The following is a 17,073-nucleotide window of genomic DNA, read 5'->3' on the forward strand; positions in this document are numbered from 1 at the left end:
TTCAAGCACCAATTGTATACAAAAACAAACAAGAGTCAATGCTTATTACATATAGAATTATATTTGAACACTTTCTCCAAGGGATTCCTTATTGGACAACAGGACCCATAGCCCCTTTAAGAACCTATAATACCTTGTGTGACGGCAGTTTTTAAAAAAGCAGTCGATCAATCATTGGAACTTGAATACTATAGCTTAAGGGATTTAACGATTAAGGAAATATCACGATGACTTTGAGCCCGAATTCAACATTGTATCGATTAGTTACTATCTGGAATTCATTTAAAGCGCTATATCAATTATCCCCACAAAAAGTTGAAGCATTTCTAGAGGCATATAACCTCTATCATTGTGATTGGGTTCACGGACAAGCGATGGATGATTCAAAATCCATTGCCTACGAGGAAGTTAAGCAGAAACTGATTAGTTGGTATGAGGTGATTAATCATCTTTGCGCAATTGGGCAGGTTGAAAAAATGTATATACCTCCTACACTCGACTTAGCAAAAAATGTCATCAATAATCAGATCCTATTTGAAAGAAATTTTGTCCATCTCCTTGGGATGAAAGAGAATGATAAAGTATTTGAATTAGGGTGTGGAAAAGGGCGTGTTGCCATGCATCTTGCTTCACTTACTGGAGCACAAATCACAGGAATTAATATTGATCAAAGTCAATTAGATAATGCTATTGCTTTCGCCAAAAAGCAAAATTTATCCCAACAATGTCATTTTATCAATGCCGACTTTAATGATTTGCCTCTCGCTTTTGATGATAATAATTTTGATTGTATTTACGAAATTCAGGCGCTTTCTCTCTGCAGAGATTTGTCTAAACTCTTTTCAGAACTACATCGTATTCTTAAACCAGGTGGAAAAATTTCATTATTAGAGTGGGTTCGTTTGCCTGGCTATGACGCTCAAAATCCTCATCATCGGGAATTAATGCAAAAAATCAAACCATTGATTGGTGCAATTGGCACTCCCTCCCCCGAAGAATATCAATTAGTCTTACAAAATGCCGGATTTAAAGTGCTATTAAGTGAAGACCCAAGTATCAATAAATCGCAAGAACCTCTTATCAATAAGGCGGGGAGTAATTACGATAAATTATCACCGATTGTTAAATTTCTTGTAAAAATAAATTTACTCCCTAATCACTTTAATTTGTTGCTAGATCGACTTAGCCAAGATGTTGAAGCATTGTGTGAGGCGGATCGCTTGGGGTTAGTGACTATGAGTTACCATTTCATCGCACAGAAAACCTAACAAGCATAGGCTTGGCTGATTATTGACGAGGATGTGAGGATTATTTAATTTTCCCTATTCAAAAAAGAACCCCATTTAAATTAGCTTTAGAAGATTCTTCCTAAAATACCTAAATCCCCCGAAGAAACGGAAAGCCTCTTAATGACCTGGTTTTTATCGTATATTCCCTCTTTAGGCGGAGCTATTGTACTCCAGCAACTCCCATCAATTTTTCGCAATTCATCAAGCAAAAATGAAGCGAAAGAGTGCCGATTGTACGCTGTTTTACTGTCTTGCAATAACTCGTTAATCCGCTCTATTGCATTCTCCTCGTCATGAATATTCCGAACAATGTCATCCTTAAACTCACTCGCCCGCTTTTGTCCAGAAGGACCATGTCTAAAAAACCATCTGCTAAAAAAACCATCCCTGCCCCGTATCTCTTTTACTCCATCTTTGTCATCGTACCATTCTTTATAGCTTTCTTGGGCCTTGGTTACTGCATTACGAATTAAAGACAATTGATCTTCTTCAACAACTTCAATAGGATCGTAATGGGGATAATGATTTGAAACTAAACTCGCTGCTAAAACATGTTGATATTGCTGTTCAAAATGAACGCGCTCTTGCTCCTGACGCTCAGTTTCAATTCGGCTCAGTTCTAAAGCTGCTTGGAGCTCCTGATCGCTACCTTCTTGCTCATACATTTCATCGAAAGTCATATTTCGCAAAGCCCGCTGTTCCTCCTCGTGCTCGGCTATTTCTTCATGGCTTAAAAGATTGCATTCAATATGGAATTCATTACTAAGATAATTCACTTCTTCACGTAACAAATTAAAGAAGAAAGTCTTCTTATGCGCCATTAATGCTTTGCGTAACTCCTCATCGCCCGTAAACCCTAAATCCCTATCAATATCTGTACGACTAGCCATATTCACAATAGCTTGATGATGAGGATCGCCATCCTCTTCAATGATCGTTTTTAATGCATATAAATAATCTTCGCAATTGTCGTAATTACTAATATGGAAATCATATAAAGCCAGCGACAATTCGTTATATAAAATCTCTAAGGTTCCAATTTCGAATAGTGTGTCGCGGCCCGCAGCTTCAAGACCACGATAACGTATATTTCCCTTTTTGCAGGCTTCCCATTGAGCTTTTTCCTGCTCTACTCTAATCCTTTCCGCCTCTTGAGCTTCTCTTATTCTTTTCTCTTCTAAGGCGCGTTCTTCTGTTAACTTTTCTAATAACATCTCTGGGGTTAAGGGTAACGCTGTGTTAGGGAGCAATGTACTAACTTCTTCTTTTTGATGCCCGATGAAGGGGTTATCTTTTAAGATATTATATGGAAACCACCCCGATTTCTTGAGCACAGAGGCATTAATACCCGTAACCCGATTTGGGTTCCAATCAGTAAAATATAAAACACCGTCTCTTAAAACATAAAATCCCGGCACTGCCTCTTGCTGTTTATAGGCATAACTTACGTGCCAATTACCCCTGGTAATTGGTTGCCAATCCGTTGTTATACGGGGATCTTTCGAAGATATTTGAGCAATTTCAGCCTTGACTATTTCGTTCTCGTAAACAAAACGTACCCAAGATTTATCACGCTCACACCAAAAAGGACCTAAGTTCATACATCATCAAATAGAATGATAGGGAAGCATATATTAACATGGCAACCTTAAGCAAAGATTAAGATTTAATTTTGTCCTCCGCGGCCTTCTTAGAAAGAAAATAACTCTTTGATTTTTTTATATTTTATTGCCAAAAAAACGTATCTAAGTTCTATTTTCTTTGCTTTTCAATTAAATGGGTGGCTTGTTCCAAATTTTGAGCATGGGGGCTTAATTTTTCAAACGTCTCTGATTCAACTAATGCGACTGTGTAATTTTTAATACAACACACACTGATTAACGCCTTCTTAAATACACAATCAAAAACATGCCCTCCTTGCCTATGGGTTGAATCCAAGAAATGCATATGATGGCCCGGAATATTCATTGTCGCCATGTAAGAAGGGAAATAAAAACCAGCAACCTTTCCCTTTACTTTTCTATAGGAGAAATTGACCTGAACGCTTGGCATTGTTTCTACCAAAGGTTGAAAAGGTTTTGGTTGGCAGGACTCGGTCCGGCACTCCAGTTTATCCATCAGGCATTCAAAGCGATAAGCATAAATGTAGTTGGGTGATGGTACTTGTCGGTCAAATGCTTCTGAAAAATGCTCGAAGCTGTTAATCCCCTCCAAGGTAAACTGATGCGTTTCCTCAAAGTCAACCACCCAGGCAAAGGGTGATTTTTGTTGTGGATCGACAGGCCTTGCGATACCGTCTTCAATTATCCGATAAAATTGGCCATCCAATCCAATTAATTCGCCATGGACAAAATCAAAGGTTCCAATACCCATATTTCCTTTTGCCATGATTTGTGCCAGGGTATGATCCCCCTCATAGACTTTATCAAGAAATCCACAAAGCACCCCTACCTGAAACAGGGTTTTATTTGAGCAGCTCAAGATAACACCCCCGTTTCAAATAACCCTGGGTTGTCGGAATAGTCAATTGGAATATCAATCAGGACAGGTCCCTTTTGCTTTAATGCCTCTTGCAATAATTCGCTAAAGTCGGCCGGATCTTGTAATTCGTATCCGATTGCTCCAAACGCTTTGGCATAATCTGCTAGATCTACTTTTCCAAACTCAACGCCTGATGGGCGTTTATATTTCATTAATTCTTGCTCTTTAACCATATTGTAAGATCCATCACGCCACACAAAATGGACGAAATCAAGTTTATTTCTTACGGCATTTTCCAACTCCATGGATGAAAATAAAAAACCACCATCCCCTGACATTGAAATAATTTTTTTATTCGGATAAACCAATTTTGCGGCCATAGCCCACGGCAATGCCACACCCAATGTTTGCTGGCCATTACTAAATAACAGATGGTGGGGTTGATAGGATAAAAAATAACGGGACATCCACATGTAAATTGTTCCAACATCACAGGTTATGAGGGTGTCATCGTCAATGGCTTCGCGTAATTCATGAATGAAATGCAAAGGATGCATTAATTTACCTCTTGACAATGATTTCCCCGTCAAAATAATTTTTTGGTGGGCCTCATGATAGGGTTTTACATTTTTCTGATTTCTTAAGACCATGGAAGTATCTAGGAGTTCGATCAATGCACTCAGATTGGCATCGATATCTCCAAGCACTTCATATTTAGGTTGATAAGCCTCGCGAATTGTCGCTGGAGAATAATCGATATGCACAATTGTTTTTTGACACTCTGCATTCCATACTTCTGGATCATATTCTACTGAATCAAATCCAATGGTGATAATAATGTCGGATTGATTTAGTAATTGATCGCCGGGTTGATTACGAAACAATCCAACTCTTCCAGCAAAGCAAGAAACCAACTCCCTTGACACCACGCCAGCAGCCTGAAACGTTCCAACGGTGGGTAAACCGGTTTTTAGGAGTAATTTCCGGATTGCTTCGGTATTTTCAGGGCGACTTGCTTCCTCTCCTAATAATAAAACAGGACATTTTGCTTGATTTATTAATTGCGAAACAGCCCTTATTGTTTCAGGGTGTGCCAAGCCATAGCAAATTCTTGACGCAGGCTTTATTACTGGGGCGGATGTCATTTCCTTCAATACATCCTGCGGTAGACTGATAAAGCAAGCGCCGCTTCTCGGAGCAACTGCAGTGCGAAATGCATTTGCTATTGCTTCTGGAATGATTTCTGGTACTTCAGTTTCCACACTGGTTTTACAGACAGGCTTCATCAATTGCACGTTATTCGTATTCTGATGGGAAGCTTTTAGAGCCATATCACGAGCAACATTGCCTCCAAGTGCAACAATTGGATCCCCTTCTGTTGTTGCTGTTAATAATCCTGTTGCTAAATTTGAAACGCCTGGCCCCGATGTCACTAACACAACCCCCGGTTTACCAGTCAAACGGCCATAAGCTGCCGCCATAAACGCTGCATTTTGTTCATGGCGGCAGAGGATTAATTGGATAGTTGAATCTTCCAAGGCATCAAAAACTGTGTCAATTTTTGCACCCGGAATCCCGAAAATAAACTCCACACCCTGTGCCTCCAAGCATTTTACAACGAGCTGACCGCCATTAATCTTCGACATAAATTCTCCTTCGTAAGAGCTATTTTCGCGATTCGTTGAGTTAACTTAATATATATTTAATAGCACATAACAACGATTTAGTTTGACTACTTATCGTTCATTTTCTATCGAGGGATTTATCAATGCTTTTTAGCCAAGCCTTATGAACTGCGACATACAAAAATGGAAGATCAACTCAACGCACTGATGTTCACAAAAAAGCTGAGCATCACCACTTTAAAACGGAGTATCTGTTTAAAGATACCACTATCCTGTAAAGTGAACTTGCCAATGAGTCAGATTATTGTTTTTTCATAGTATTACTCTTTTTAAACTGGCTCGTTAGGTGGTAAACCAAACGGGCAACCTGCAGTGGTTTTTCAAAATGAGTTAAACCGTATGGAATGTCTTTAGCGTTATAAAGAAGTTTGATGGAAGATAAATTTTTCCCTCTTCCTAATTACTCTATAAACTTGTGAGCACTTTGCATTGGTTCCCAAACATATTGATGTTTCCTACTCAATGAAGCATAGTAATTTTATGGTAAGTTATTGAAAATAATCTCATGGCTAATTACTTAGTTATCGCTGCAAGCAGTGCAATTGGACAATCCGTTACAACACACTTAAAAAGTCGAGGTGACCGAGTATTTACTACCGCAAGAGATAATCGCAAGATAAAACCTGATTTTATTCTTGATGCATGTGATTTTGATGCCGTTGCCGAAGTGTTTCATAAAATTGGTACTATTGATGGGGTGGTGAATTGCGCGGGCTCATTACTCCTTAAAAGTGCTCACACAACCACCGTTGAAGAATTTCAAGCCAGCATTGATGCCTCTTTAAAAACCTCATTTGCTACAATTCGTGCTGCTGGTTTAATGATGAAAGAAGGTGGTTCAGTTGTATTGATTTCATCTGCGGCAGCATTAGTTGGACTTGCTAACCACGAAGCAGTGGCAGCAGCCAAAGCAGGCATAATTGGACTTGCCCAAGCCGCAGCAGCTACTTATGCGCCGAACAATTTAAGGGTAAATGTAATAGCCCCCGGAATGGTAAATACTCCACTGACTGCCTCCTTGGTAAATAACCAGTTTGCCCTTAATGCCTCAAAAATGATGCATGCTCTCGGGCGTATTGGCACTCCAGAGGATATTGCTCAAGCCATCCTATTTTTACTGAGTCCAGAAACAAGCTGGATAACTGGACAAGTCCTTGCAGTTGATGGGGGTTTAAGCCGTGTTCGTCCAAAAATGAAGATATAACGAACCTAATATGTGAAAATTTATGGCTAAACTATGTTTTATTTTAGGCGATCAACTAAGCGAAACATTATCTGCCATTACGGCAATTAATAAGTGCGATGATGTCATCTTGATGTGTGAGGTTGCGCAGGAGGCCACTTATGTAGATCATCACCCTAAAAAAATTGCTTTTATATTTTCCGCGATGCGCCATTTTGCTCAAGAACTCGTGGCGAAAGGATATCAAGTTCGTTATATCAAATTTGATGATCCAGATAATCAAGGGAGCCTAACTAAAGAACTCTTTCGTGCAATCGAAGAGGTAAAACCTTCATCAATCTGTCTTACTGAACCAGGAGAATGGCGGGTTCTAAAAATGATTCAAGATTGCAAAGATCAATTAGCAGTTCCACTCACTATCCATGAGGACAATCGGTTTCTATGTACAACAAATGAGTTTAAAAATTGGGCCACATGCAAAAATCGACTACGCATGGAGCATTTTTATCGAATGATGCGCCAAAAGCATAACTTACTAATCGATGAAAAAGGGAAGCCAATCGGTGGTTCATGGAATTATGATGCGCAAAATCGTAAAAACGCAAAACATGTTCCCTCATTTCCTAAGCGTTTGGAATACCCAATAGATGTGATTACTGCTGACATTTTGAGATTGGTTTCAACCCACTTTTCAAACCATTTTGGCGAACTGCATCCTTTTAACCTCGCAGTCACCCGCAATCAAGCCTTATCCGAAGCAGATTATTTTATGGGGCATTGCCTTGGCTTTTTTGGTGACTATCAGGATGCCATGCTCAGCAATGAAATAACTTTATATCATTCAAAATTGTCATTTTACCTTAATACAGGCCTCTTACAGCCTTTAGAATTATGCCGGAGGGCTGAGCAGGCTTACTTCACTCAAAAAGCACCCCTGAATTCGGTCGAGGGATTTATACGCCAAATTCTAGGATGGAGGGAGTATGTACGCGGTATTTATTGGCTCTTTATGCCTAGTTACAAGGAAATGAACTACTTTAATGCCGTAAGACACCTACCTGCTTTTTTCTGGGGAGCAGAAACTAAAATGTTTTGTATTAAGGAAGTCGTGCGCCAAACTTCAGCAGAAGCTTATTCTCACCACATTCAACGATTAATGATAACGGGAAATTTTGCGTTATTGGCAGGCTTAGATCCCCAACAAGTCTGTGACTGGTATCTTACTGTTTATGCTGATGCTTATGAGTGGGTGGAACTTCCCAATACATTAGGTATGGCGCTTTACGCCGATGGCGGACTAATGTCAACCAAACCTTACGCCGCGAGTGGAAAATATATAAATCGCATGAGTAATTTTTGCCAATCATGCCCTTATAATCCAAATGATTTATTGGGAGAAAATGCCTGCCCATTTAATGCCTTATACTGGAATTTCCTCAAACAAAATCAAGAGAAGCTCAAGAATAATACGCGGCTAAACTATGCTTACATGAACTGGCAAAAAATGAGCACCGATAAGAAAGAAGCAATTCTTCATAAGGCACAACAAATTTTCGCTAATTTAGACTCAGCCTGCCTTTGAATCTGCTTGCGAGAATCACATCAGCGCATTGGCTGGTTTATTAATGGAGTAAGAAAAATTATTGGTTCGCGAATAACTCAGGAGAAACCGGTATGAATCGAGTTAAGGACAAATTTGTAATTTTGATCATAAAAGAAACTACCCTAGACAAACCAAAATGGCGAAATCATATATGATTCGATTGAGTGGATATATTGCACTGATCTTATTTATTGCCTCATTTTATCTGGCTGTCCGAAGTCCGACATTAAACAAGATATTCGATGGTCTCCAACGACAATTGCGCTGGCATCATTGGATCGCCATGATATTCGTCGCAATGATGATGTATCACCTAGGCCAATTATTCTGGAGTTATAGGGGACATTTCGAGTTAATTTTTGATTGGAGCGATCTTGCCCTTTTATCCGGATGGATTACATTTGTCGGTGTTATTCTAGCCAGCCTACTGGCCTTTTACCGTTTGCAAATCCCCTATAGACGATGGCGCCGTATTCATATTTTGACTTCCCTTTGTCTTATTACGGCATTGCTTCATACCGTATTGCTACTTGCTCCTTATAATGTTGCGGAGTGGTTAATATTTGTATCACTAGGTATACTTGGATTAATCGCCTTATTATTAGCTGTTATTCTTCCAGTATTCTCTTTCTGGGGTAAAAAATATTTAATCAGCAAAGTGTGTGAAGTACGTCCTGGGTTATTTCTCCTCCAACTTCAATCTAATGAACCTAAACATTTTCACTTCGATCCTGGGCATTTTATGTATCTTAAATTTTTATCTTCCAATCTTTCCTATATCTGGCATCCTTTTACAATTATTTCGAGGCCGTCCGAACCCTTTATTGAACTCTTCATCAAGGCTCGAGGCAAGGACACGGGGCAATTGAATACTATTTCTCTTCCCGGATCAGTTCGCGTCTTAGCCCCGTTCGGCACTTCTTTTTGGAAAACGGATCAAACCCAGTTGTGGATTGCTTACGGTGTAGGTGCAGCTATATTCCTTGCTGCAATTCGCTCCTTTCCCTCTTCATTCCGGAAAAAGATACATTTTATTTGCTGTGACAGCTCTGCATCAAAGATGTTTTTTAGTGAGGAGCTCGATGATTGTATGCAACAGCATCTTAATTTTACCTGGGAATCTTATATCGGTTCTGGGCAACAGTTTATTGCCGAATTCAGCGGCAAACCGTTTGATAGCACAAATTTCGAAAAATTCCGTATATGCGGGCATCCTGGGTTTCAGAAAAATCTTAAATCGCTTTTAATATCTCGTGGTGTTCAAAGACACAATATTAAATTGGAGGGATTGCTATGAAGAGAGGTTGGTTAATATTGTTGATAAGTCTATTGTCATGTCAGGAAGCTTTATCTGAACAAAAATTTATTCCAATCAAAGAGATTCAAACTCATAAGACCGCCATGGATTGTTGGATTATTGTTAATACAGGGGTATATGACATAACAAAACTTATCGATGATCATAAGGATAAATGTGAGGAAATGAAGCTTTCTGAGCTCTGTGGAAAAGACGCCAGTGCGACGTGGCAAGAGAAACAGAAATCAGCCTATGCCCACAAGCACAGATCAATTTTGGAATTTGAGCGTAGCCGCATTGGAACGCTTCTCCAATCTCGATCTTAAGGGTATGCAGTATTACTTAATCTATCTAGCCTTGAGCAAGCACAGCAAAAATAAGAAATACAGTATTTTCTGGTGCTCTTGTTCATCTTCAATGATCCTTATCGTTCGCGTTAATAATAATTGCCTTAAGTTACTCATTTAATATTAACTTAATTTTTCATAGATATACTCGATCCTAAATAAAACTATATTTATGTATCTATGGGCAAAAGAAAATTTGAAAATAATGATTCTATTTTTAAAAAATTAAAGCAATACCACTTGAATAAAAATGGAGTTATTGTCGTTGAAATTTACTCATATTTTATCGATAAAACCAAAGATATTACTAATTATGATAATGAGATCATAGCCAATTCAGATATCGGATCTAGTTTAAGAAATTTATATAATCAGCAGGAATATTTCATCTACGCTCTAGATCCGGGAATGGAAGATGACATCAAAAGAAAGTTACGGGAACAAAATAAGAATCTCGTGGTATACAATTTGGCTAATGAAGAAATTATTCCAAAATTCAAAGCCTTGTTGGGTAAATTTGATACATTTCTTATTGTTGCCCAGGGAAACCTGAACGAGGAAAAAATCGCTGGCCTAAAAGCAAAAAATGTTATAGCGCTTTTAAAGGAAGATTTAGACCTTGAAAACCAAAATATCCCTAATCTCGAGCTATTTTGTTGCTGCATGGGTCAAGCTGAAAAATTTAGAGAGAAATTAAAGAACGGTTTAATGGGCGTGGTCTCTAATATTATCACTTATACAACACTCCTTTCGGCTACTGAAAGGGGTAAACATTTCATAGTGGAAAGTAATGATGATAACCAAGCCGATCTTTTTTACTCTGAAAAACTTGCTGATCTTTTTACAGTAATTGATCAGGTTCCCAGCATCGAATGCGTTCCATCCGCCTCCATGTGAAGAAAGCATAGTCCGTTTGCTTGCAAATGGGATTAAATAACGACGATCAAAAACATGAAAGATTAGATATGCCGTTGCCAGATAAAATTCTTTGCTTTCATGTCAATCTCTATGATTCCGAATTCAGCATATTAAGCTATTTAACTGCAAGAATAATCTATACATATTTTTTACTATGGACCTGCTTGAATCTGCAGATAGCGATCTAATTCAGCTATCCCACATAAAACCCAGCCTTTGTTGGGTTTACCGCCTGAAAATCCTAAAGCAAAATTTAATAGCCCAGATTTTCAATTGAATTAAGTTTGATAATTGAGAATATAAAATATGTAATTAGTTTATTTTTTATCCAGATGATGTAATTTGATTTATTGCTGGACATTAATTCCATGCAAAAAATTAGCTGTTCCTATTACGCCGTGTTGTAAAATGAAATATGTGCTTGATTATCCAAATATAAACGATCGCACTGATTTCTTAGATTATGTAAAGCACGACTTAAAGGATTAGCTAATTTATTGATGTTTTTATTCTCTAGATTTTTTTGTAAAAAGCAATCAAACGGCTTTGACAGTAAGCCCGACAGCTGAATCACTCGCTTTATCAACCAGATACCACCGAAGAAAAAGATTTAGCCGCCTGGTTTAAGCAAACAGAAAAAGAAAGGCTTGAGCATCTACAGGATTCCCCTTCTGAATATCTTGTGATGAATTTAGAAGTTCCCTCTTGCCATGAAGCGTTTAAAAGGCATTGTGATAAAACTTTACAAAATTTTCCCCAACATGAGATTTCTCAAAAGTTAGAGAATGATTTAACAAAAAATAACACTCCTAGCAACTAAAAACGGCTGTTGTCGAACTGCTAATGATAGACAGTAGACAGCTACACTTGCTAGTAAAAATATTACCCTCTTGCTCACCCTCTAGCAATGATCTAGGGTTTATGTTAGCTTGAAATTGAGCAAAAGAGGCCTCTTCAAGCTCTACACTTAATCGTAACTCAACCAATCCCAGCCTCTGAAAAAAGTTGATATAACGCAAAGGTATGACTAATAAAATTGAAAACGCATTAATCATTGGTTTGCAGATGTGCCTAAGCGGCCTTATCTGCTTCACTCTTTCACAATATTATCATTTTCATGAAGGATTCTGGTCCGTTGTAACGGTTTCCTCCATTGCTCGCCCTAATTTTTCAGCAACATTTATTAAAGCATTTCTGCGATTGGCAGGTACTTTGTGTGGTGCATCGATTGGTTTTATTCTTGCGATGCAAATAGGTTATTCACCTTTGGAATTATTTTTTGCCGTTTTACTTTTTTCCACAATAACCACCTATATTGGTTTACAGACTAGGCCTTATAACTACTTATCTGTGGTTGCTGGGTTTAGTGCTGTTATTGTCATTCAATCGTTTTTGCTCAATAACATAAAAGCGATAGCGCTTTATCGTACACTTGAGGTCTGTTTGGGAATCATTGTGGTCGCTGTGGTGAGTTGGATCATGTCTAAATTGATTCCCAGAAAGCAACAGCTGATTGATCGTGAAGCCGCAAAAAAAATAAAACTAGCGTTTAAAAGCATTCATTTTTCTAAAGCGGATTTAATTGATTCACTGATTATTGGTATTACGGCTTCCTTGACATTTCTTTTCTGGATGATTTTTCGTTACCCACAAGGGGTATGGGTGACAATTACCTTATTTGTTATTCTCGAAAATACAGTCAAAGGAACTCAGGAGAAGGGATTAGTACGTTTCTTAGGCCAGTGCTTTGCGGCTATTCTAGGTGGTTCTGTAGCGATCTTATTTCCCAATAGTCTCATGATTATTGGAGCAGTGTTAGCATTGGGATTTTTTCTGTGCGGTATGTTGATTGGGTATGAAATGAAATTTTCAGCGACAGGAAATCACGCGGGCAGCGCATTAGCCATCATGCTGTTAGCAGGATTACCTAATGCTGCCACGGAAGTGGTTATCGGCCGGTTTTTAAATGTGCTCGCCGGGATTGTCATTGCAACGTTTATCAGTTGGTTAGTCTTTAAAGAGAATAATCACTCCTTATGAATCGTAACACCAGGATTTAGCAATGATTTTTTTGCAATCCCTTGCCTAAGCGATGTAGGAGAAAATAAGGATTTAGTCGTAGTCTAACAACGTTGTCAACGTATAGAACGGTTAAGCCCGACTTTAAAATGAATTCACGCGTCGAACTGCTTTCTTTTTAAACTTTATTTCACTATTTCATAGAGTTTTATTGCTAAATCTACCCTGCTCTTAGCCTTAATTTTTATTTTTAAATTATCTATTTTATCTTCAATTGTTCTTGGAGATAACTTTAAGATGCTTGCTATTTCTTTATTAGAATAACCCTGCAAAAATAAATCGATACACATTAATTCTTTTGTGGTAAATAAATTAGATCTTGGATTTATTTTTTTCAATATTTTTTGTTCATCTTTTTTTGGGAAAAACAATGGGCTTGATGAAGTTATTTACTCTCGCTCTAAAATCACCTCGGGCAATCGATATTCATTTCGTGCTGAAACTTTCGAATAGATTTCCGACTCAACCAGCCAAGCCGTCTTTGGTGGACTGAAGTATAGCTAATTTTCTCTGCTCCACCCCTTTTCTCAAGCTATAATTGGTTAGTGTTCTGCCAAACCTAACAAAATGATAATGCTCATTTAAAGAGGGTTAATTTGCAATTCAATAAATTTAAAACAAACATGCTAAAATAAAAGCATTTACAACAACATATAATCATTGAATTATGGAAAAACCACTAAAAAACAATGAGATCCAGCTTAAAATTCAAGAAAATCATTCCTCCTGTGCTTTATCAAAAAAGCAAATGAACATTGAAGATTTTATGGTTGTCCAAAGTTGGTGCATGAAAGAAGGATGGAATGTAGGAAAATATGACAACACTTTTTATTATCAAATTGACCCCAAAGGCCATTTTCTTTTTTTCAAAGAACAAAACCCTATAGGCTCTATGTCACTTGTTAAGCACAGTAATCAATTTTTTACTATTGGGCCATTTATTGTAATCGAATCTGAACGAGGCATAGGCTACGGCTCACAAATTTGGCAGCAAGTAATCACTAGGCTAAATAATTATCCAGACGCAAATGTCTTATTATATGCAGTGCCACAACAAATCGCTCGCTATCAAGAAGAAGGTTTTAAACCCTGCCAAAACCATTTGCGGTGGGTTATTAATTCACCCCTCTTTTCATCCGAAAAAGATCAACATCAGGTGTATCCTGTATCACTCAAATCCCTAAACAGAATTTTCGAATTCGACCAAAATATTTTTGGATATTGTCGGAAAAACACATTAACTAGCGTGTTATCCCACCCTCAAATTAATGGTTATTACGTGGAAGTCGATAACACAATTGTAGGTTATGGCTTAATCCGCCCCTGTATTCATGGGTATCGAATTGGCCCCTTATACGCAAATAACGCAGATATTGCGAAACTTTTGCTAATGAAACTAGTGGCAATTGCAGGGAGAGAAAACATAATCCTCGATATACCCGAAATGAATGTAACTGGACAAAAATTAATGCTCAGCCTGGGAGCTAAACGAGATATCTCATGTGACACTATGATGATGGTAAAAGGCAATCTTTCGTCAGAGTTCGAATTCAATATTGAAAAAAATTATGGGCTTTTTTCATTAGAAATCGGATAGTATTCATGGATAACACCCGCACTAAAAGCTTGAAACAATACATTGGAAAAGGAGATTTATTATCATTTGATAAAAAAGCAAGTATTTCCTCCTTTTTAGAGCATCAAGTGCAGCGTACGCCTGAAGCTGCCGCACTTCAATTCAAGCACTCGGCCTTAACTTATAGTGAATTGAATAAACGCGTCAATCAAATGGCTCATTATCTTACTGCCCTAGGTTTATCACCTAATAATCCTGTAGCAATTTATGCTCAACCATGTATTGACGTGATTGTCTCTATTTTAGCCATTATTAAATGCGGTTGTTTTTATGTACCACTCGATGTTCATTACCCAACCGATCGCATCAATTTTATGGTAAAAGACAGCGGTGCTAAATTTATTATCACGGAGACAGAAATCCAATCACGCATAACTCAACCAAATATTAAATTCATTTTTTTAGATAGCATTGATACACACTTAAATACTCAACAAGACAGCTATCATTGCAAAGCAAGGAATCACTCCTTGGCTTACATGATTTATACTTCAGGCAGTACCGGAGTTCCTAAAGGCGTAAAAATAAGTCATCTCGCAGTAAACAATCATATGTTATGGATGCAGTATCAATTTCAGTTCGATAGCTCTGATAAAATACTTCTTAAAACTCCCCTTTCATTTGACCCTTCAGTTTGGGAAATTCTTGTTCCTCTTTATACGGGTGGACAATTAGTGATAGCACCCTCAGGAGCGCACATTGATCCTGAGCTATTGATTGACTTAGTTAATGAAAATCAAATAACAACAATTCAATTAGTTCCTTCCATCCTCAAGTTATTTTTAAATTCTAAACGGATCAGAACATGTCAGTCGTTAAAAAAAGTTTTTGTTGGCGGCGAATCACTACGACCAGAAATTAAAGCGCTTTTTTTCAATCAGTTAGCTTGTCAATTGATTAACTTATATGGCCCAACAGAAGCAACCATTGACATTAGTTTTCATGTGGTTACCTCCCAAGATATTCAAACCAATAATATTGGAAAACCCATCGCCAATACTTCTCTTTATTTAATTAACGAACAAGGAAACCTTGCGGGCATTGGAGAATCAGGAGAGATTGCTATCGGCAGTCTTAGCTTATCTCAAGGTTATCACCATCGAGATTCATTAACTAAAGAGAATTTTATTGAAAATCCATTCGAGCCCAAACATCATAAGCTAATTTATAAAACAGGTGACCTAGCTCGTTGGCTACTTAATGGCGAGCTCGAATATTTAGGGCGAAATAACGATCAGGTAAAAATTAATGGGGTTCGTATCGAGCCTAAAGAGCTAGTGCTGACGATATTGCAGCATAAAGAGATCTCCGACTGTATTGTCATTAAAAAAACTGATTCGCATGGGCATGATTATTTAGCTTGCTATTTAACACATAAACCACATCAATCTTTAGATATCGTAACCATTAAAAAGCATCTTAAGGATAAATTCCCAGCCTTTATGTTGCCTAAAGTGTATATACCGATTAAGACAATCCCTTTATCTGTAAATGGGAAAGTCGACGTAAGCGCCTTACCGGAGCCTGATTTTAAAAAGACTGCACCGATTGATAGTATTGACCGCAATCTATTAGCCCATGAAAAAGAACTTATACGACTTTGGCAAGTTGTCCTCGAAGTAAATCAACTAGGCATTGATGATAATTTTTTTGATTCCGGTGGAAATTCGCTTCTTGCATTAAAATTACTCACTTTGATTCATGAGCATTTTAACGTACAAATAAGAATACGGGATATTTTTAAATACCCAACAGTAAAAGATCAGGCTGAATACATTATTAAGCTACAAGACAACCCGTCCAAAAAGGAAAGTAAAGCAATTCCAAACCCACTTCTTTGTTTGCAATCTCAAGGAATGAAAACTCCTCTTTTTTTAATCCATCCTATAGGGGGCACTGTCTTTTGGTTTTCTTCCTTAGCGAAATTGTTGGGAAACGCTCGACCAATCTATGGAATTCAAGATCCAAGTATTGATTTAGAAAAACCTGTCCTAAATAGCATAGAAGAGATGGCCTCTTTTTATTTATCTCATATTAAAACGATTCAGGATCAAGGCCCTTATTTAATCGGTGGGGCCTCTTTTGGAGCTACGGTTGCTGCTGAAATTTCTCGACAACTAAGCCAAAAGAATGAAACTGTATCCGCGATTATTGTATTAGATGGTTGGGGAGTGTACCCAAACACACTATTGGATGATAATTATTTTAGAAACTCAATGCTAAGACAACACAATGAACTCAGATTAGATTTCGAGCGCTATGGGTTGCCTTCTCCTGAGATCTTATTCGATATTCAATGGTATCGGTTACAATTACTATGGAAATATCAATTAGGATTAATTGAACATCCAATAGTATTATTTAAATCAAAAGAAATTATGCCGGCATTTGCTGAGATTGATGCCCCATTTAATCATTGGGAACAGTTCACTGATAAGCCAATTCAGCTCATCAACACTCCGGGAAATCACGAATCAATGTTTCAAGAGCCTCATGTCTATGAATTAGCGAGATATTTAAACCAATATTTTCAGGATAATAACTTATAATAATAC

At 37.8% G+C, this 17,073-nt stretch carries 13 protein-coding genes; 9 read left to right on the forward strand and 4 right to left on the reverse strand.

The features are described from left to right. The first annotated feature begins 227 nt into the window (after nt 1-227). A complete protein-coding gene (locus LMI_RS13540) occupies nt 228-1,268 on the forward strand; it encodes a class I SAM-dependent methyltransferase (RefSeq protein ID WP_045100263.1) in 1,041 nt (346 codons plus the stop codon). Between the two features lie 86 nt (nt 1,269-1,354). Here the strand turns inward: LMI_RS13540 and LMI_RS13545 are convergent, their stop codons facing one another. The 3 genes from LMI_RS13545 to alsS all read right to left on the reverse strand — a co-directional run bounded on the left by LMI_RS13545 (nt 1,355) and on the right by alsS (nt 5,416). After that, entirely contained in the window at nt 1,355-2,890 is a 1,536-nt protein-coding gene (locus LMI_RS13545; RefSeq protein WP_045100264.1) for a hypothetical protein, read from the reverse strand. Between the two features lie 151 nt (nt 2,891-3,041). Next, the gene (locus LMI_RS13550; protein ID WP_045100265.1) at nt 3,042-3,770 is read right to left on the reverse strand and encodes an acetolactate decarboxylase; all 729 of its coding nucleotides are present in this window, start codon (nt 3,768-3,770) and stop codon (nt 3,042-3,044) included. After that, nucleotides 3,767-5,416: an acetolactate synthase AlsS gene (alsS, locus tag LMI_RS13555; RefSeq protein ID WP_045100266.1), complete on the reverse strand. Its 1,650-nt coding sequence runs from the start codon at nt 5,414-5,416 to the stop codon at nt 3,767-3,769. Before alsS ends, LMI_RS13550 begins: the two co-directional genes overlap by 4 nt. Nucleotides 5,417-5,960: 544 nt before the next feature. Between alsS and LMI_RS13560 the strand changes: the two genes are divergently transcribed. The 6 genes from LMI_RS13560 (at nt 5,961) to LMI_RS13585 (ending at nt 12,843) form a co-directional block, all read left to right on the forward strand. After that, complete coding sequence (locus LMI_RS13560) at nt 5,961-6,659, forward strand: SDR family NAD(P)-dependent oxidoreductase (RefSeq protein ID WP_045100267.1); 699 nt, start codon at nt 5,961-5,963, stop codon at nt 6,657-6,659. A 22-nt stretch (nt 6,660-6,681) separates the two neighbouring features. Next, complete coding sequence (locus LMI_RS13565) at nt 6,682-8,220, forward strand: cryptochrome/photolyase family protein (protein WP_045100268.1); 1,539 nt, start codon at nt 6,682-6,684, stop codon at nt 8,218-8,220. A gap of 157 nt (nt 8,221-8,377) precedes the next feature. After that, nucleotides 8,378-9,538, forward strand: coding sequence for a ferric reductase-like transmembrane domain-containing protein (locus LMI_RS13570; protein ID WP_082050755.1), 1,161 nt, complete (start codon nt 8,378-8,380; stop codon nt 9,536-9,538). Next, complete coding sequence (locus LMI_RS13575) at nt 9,535-9,864, forward strand: cytochrome b5 domain-containing protein (protein ID WP_045100270.1); 330 nt, start codon at nt 9,535-9,537, stop codon at nt 9,862-9,864. The genes LMI_RS13570 and LMI_RS13575 overlap by 4 nt, the downstream gene beginning before the upstream one ends. 201 nt (nt 9,865-10,065) lie before the next feature. Then, nucleotides 10,066-10,782 carry a hypothetical protein gene (locus LMI_RS13580; RefSeq protein ID WP_052679590.1) on the forward strand — a complete coding sequence of 239 codons (717 nt, stop codon included), beginning with the start codon at nt 10,066-10,068 and terminating at the stop codon, nt 10,780-10,782. A 1,044-nt stretch (nt 10,783-11,826) separates the two neighbouring features. Continuing rightward, nucleotides 11,827-12,843 carry an FUSC family protein gene (locus LMI_RS13585; protein WP_045100271.1) on the forward strand — a complete coding sequence of 339 codons (1,017 nt, stop codon included), beginning with the start codon at nt 11,827-11,829 and terminating at the stop codon, nt 12,841-12,843. 164 nt (nt 12,844-13,007) lie between these two features. Here LMI_RS13585 and LMI_RS13590 read toward each other — a convergent pair whose 3' ends face one another. After that, the gene (locus LMI_RS13590; protein WP_143001042.1) at nt 13,008-13,220 is read right to left on the reverse strand and encodes a helix-turn-helix transcriptional regulator; all 213 of its coding nucleotides are present in this window, start codon (nt 13,218-13,220) and stop codon (nt 13,008-13,010) included. Between the two features lie 329 nt (nt 13,221-13,549). Here LMI_RS13590 and LMI_RS13595 point away from each other — a divergent pair, with 329 nt between their 5' ends. After that, the gene (locus tag LMI_RS13595; RefSeq protein ID WP_045100273.1) at nt 13,550-14,479 is read left to right on the forward strand and encodes a GNAT family N-acetyltransferase; all 930 of its coding nucleotides are present in this window, start codon (nt 13,550-13,552) and stop codon (nt 14,477-14,479) included. 5 nt (nt 14,480-14,484) lie between these two features. Beyond that, entirely contained in the window at nt 14,485-17,067 is a 2,583-nt protein-coding gene (locus LMI_RS13600; protein WP_045100274.1) for an amino acid adenylation domain-containing protein, read from the forward strand. Nucleotides 17,068-17,073: the final 6 nt, after the last annotated feature.

Source organism: Legionella micdadei (assembly GCF_000953635.1).
GTDB lineage: Bacteria > Pseudomonadota > Gammaproteobacteria > Legionellales > Legionellaceae > Tatlockia > Tatlockia micdadei.

Coding starts and splice junctions, on each gene's coding strand:
- LMI_RS13575 (WP_045100270.1), top strand. CDS start 9,535: ATGAAGAGAGGTTGGTTAATATTGTTGATAAGTCTATTGTCATGTCAG.
- LMI_RS13595 (WP_045100273.1), top strand. CDS start 13,550: ATGGAAAAACCACTAAAAAACAATGAGATCCAGCTTAAAATTCAAGAA.
- LMI_RS13565 (WP_045100268.1), top strand. CDS start 6,682: ATGGCTAAACTATGTTTTATTTTAGGCGATCAACTAAGCGAAACATTA.
- LMI_RS13600 (WP_045100274.1), top strand. CDS start 14,485: ATGGATAACACCCGCACTAAAAGCTTGAAACAATACATTGGAAAAGGA.
- LMI_RS13570 (WP_082050755.1), top strand. CDS start 8,378: ATGGCGAAATCATATATGATTCGATTGAGTGGATATATTGCACTGATC.
- LMI_RS13560 (WP_045100267.1), top strand. CDS start 5,961: ATGGCTAATTACTTAGTTATCGCTGCAAGCAGTGCAATTGGACAATCC.
- LMI_RS13580 (WP_052679590.1), top strand. CDS start 10,066: ATGGGCAAAAGAAAATTTGAAAATAATGATTCTATTTTTAAAAAATTA.
- LMI_RS13540 (WP_045100263.1), top strand. CDS start 228: ATGACTTTGAGCCCGAATTCAACATTGTATCGATTAGTTACTATCTGG.
- LMI_RS13545 (WP_045100264.1), bottom strand. CDS start 2,890: ATGAACTTAGGTCCTTTTTGGTGTGAGCGTGATAAATCTTGGGTACGT.
- alsS (WP_045100266.1), bottom strand. CDS start 5,416: ATGTCGAAGATTAATGGCGGTCAGCTCGTTGTAAAATGCTTGGAGGCA.
- LMI_RS13585 (WP_045100271.1), top strand. CDS start 11,827: ATGACTAATAAAATTGAAAACGCATTAATCATTGGTTTGCAGATGTGC.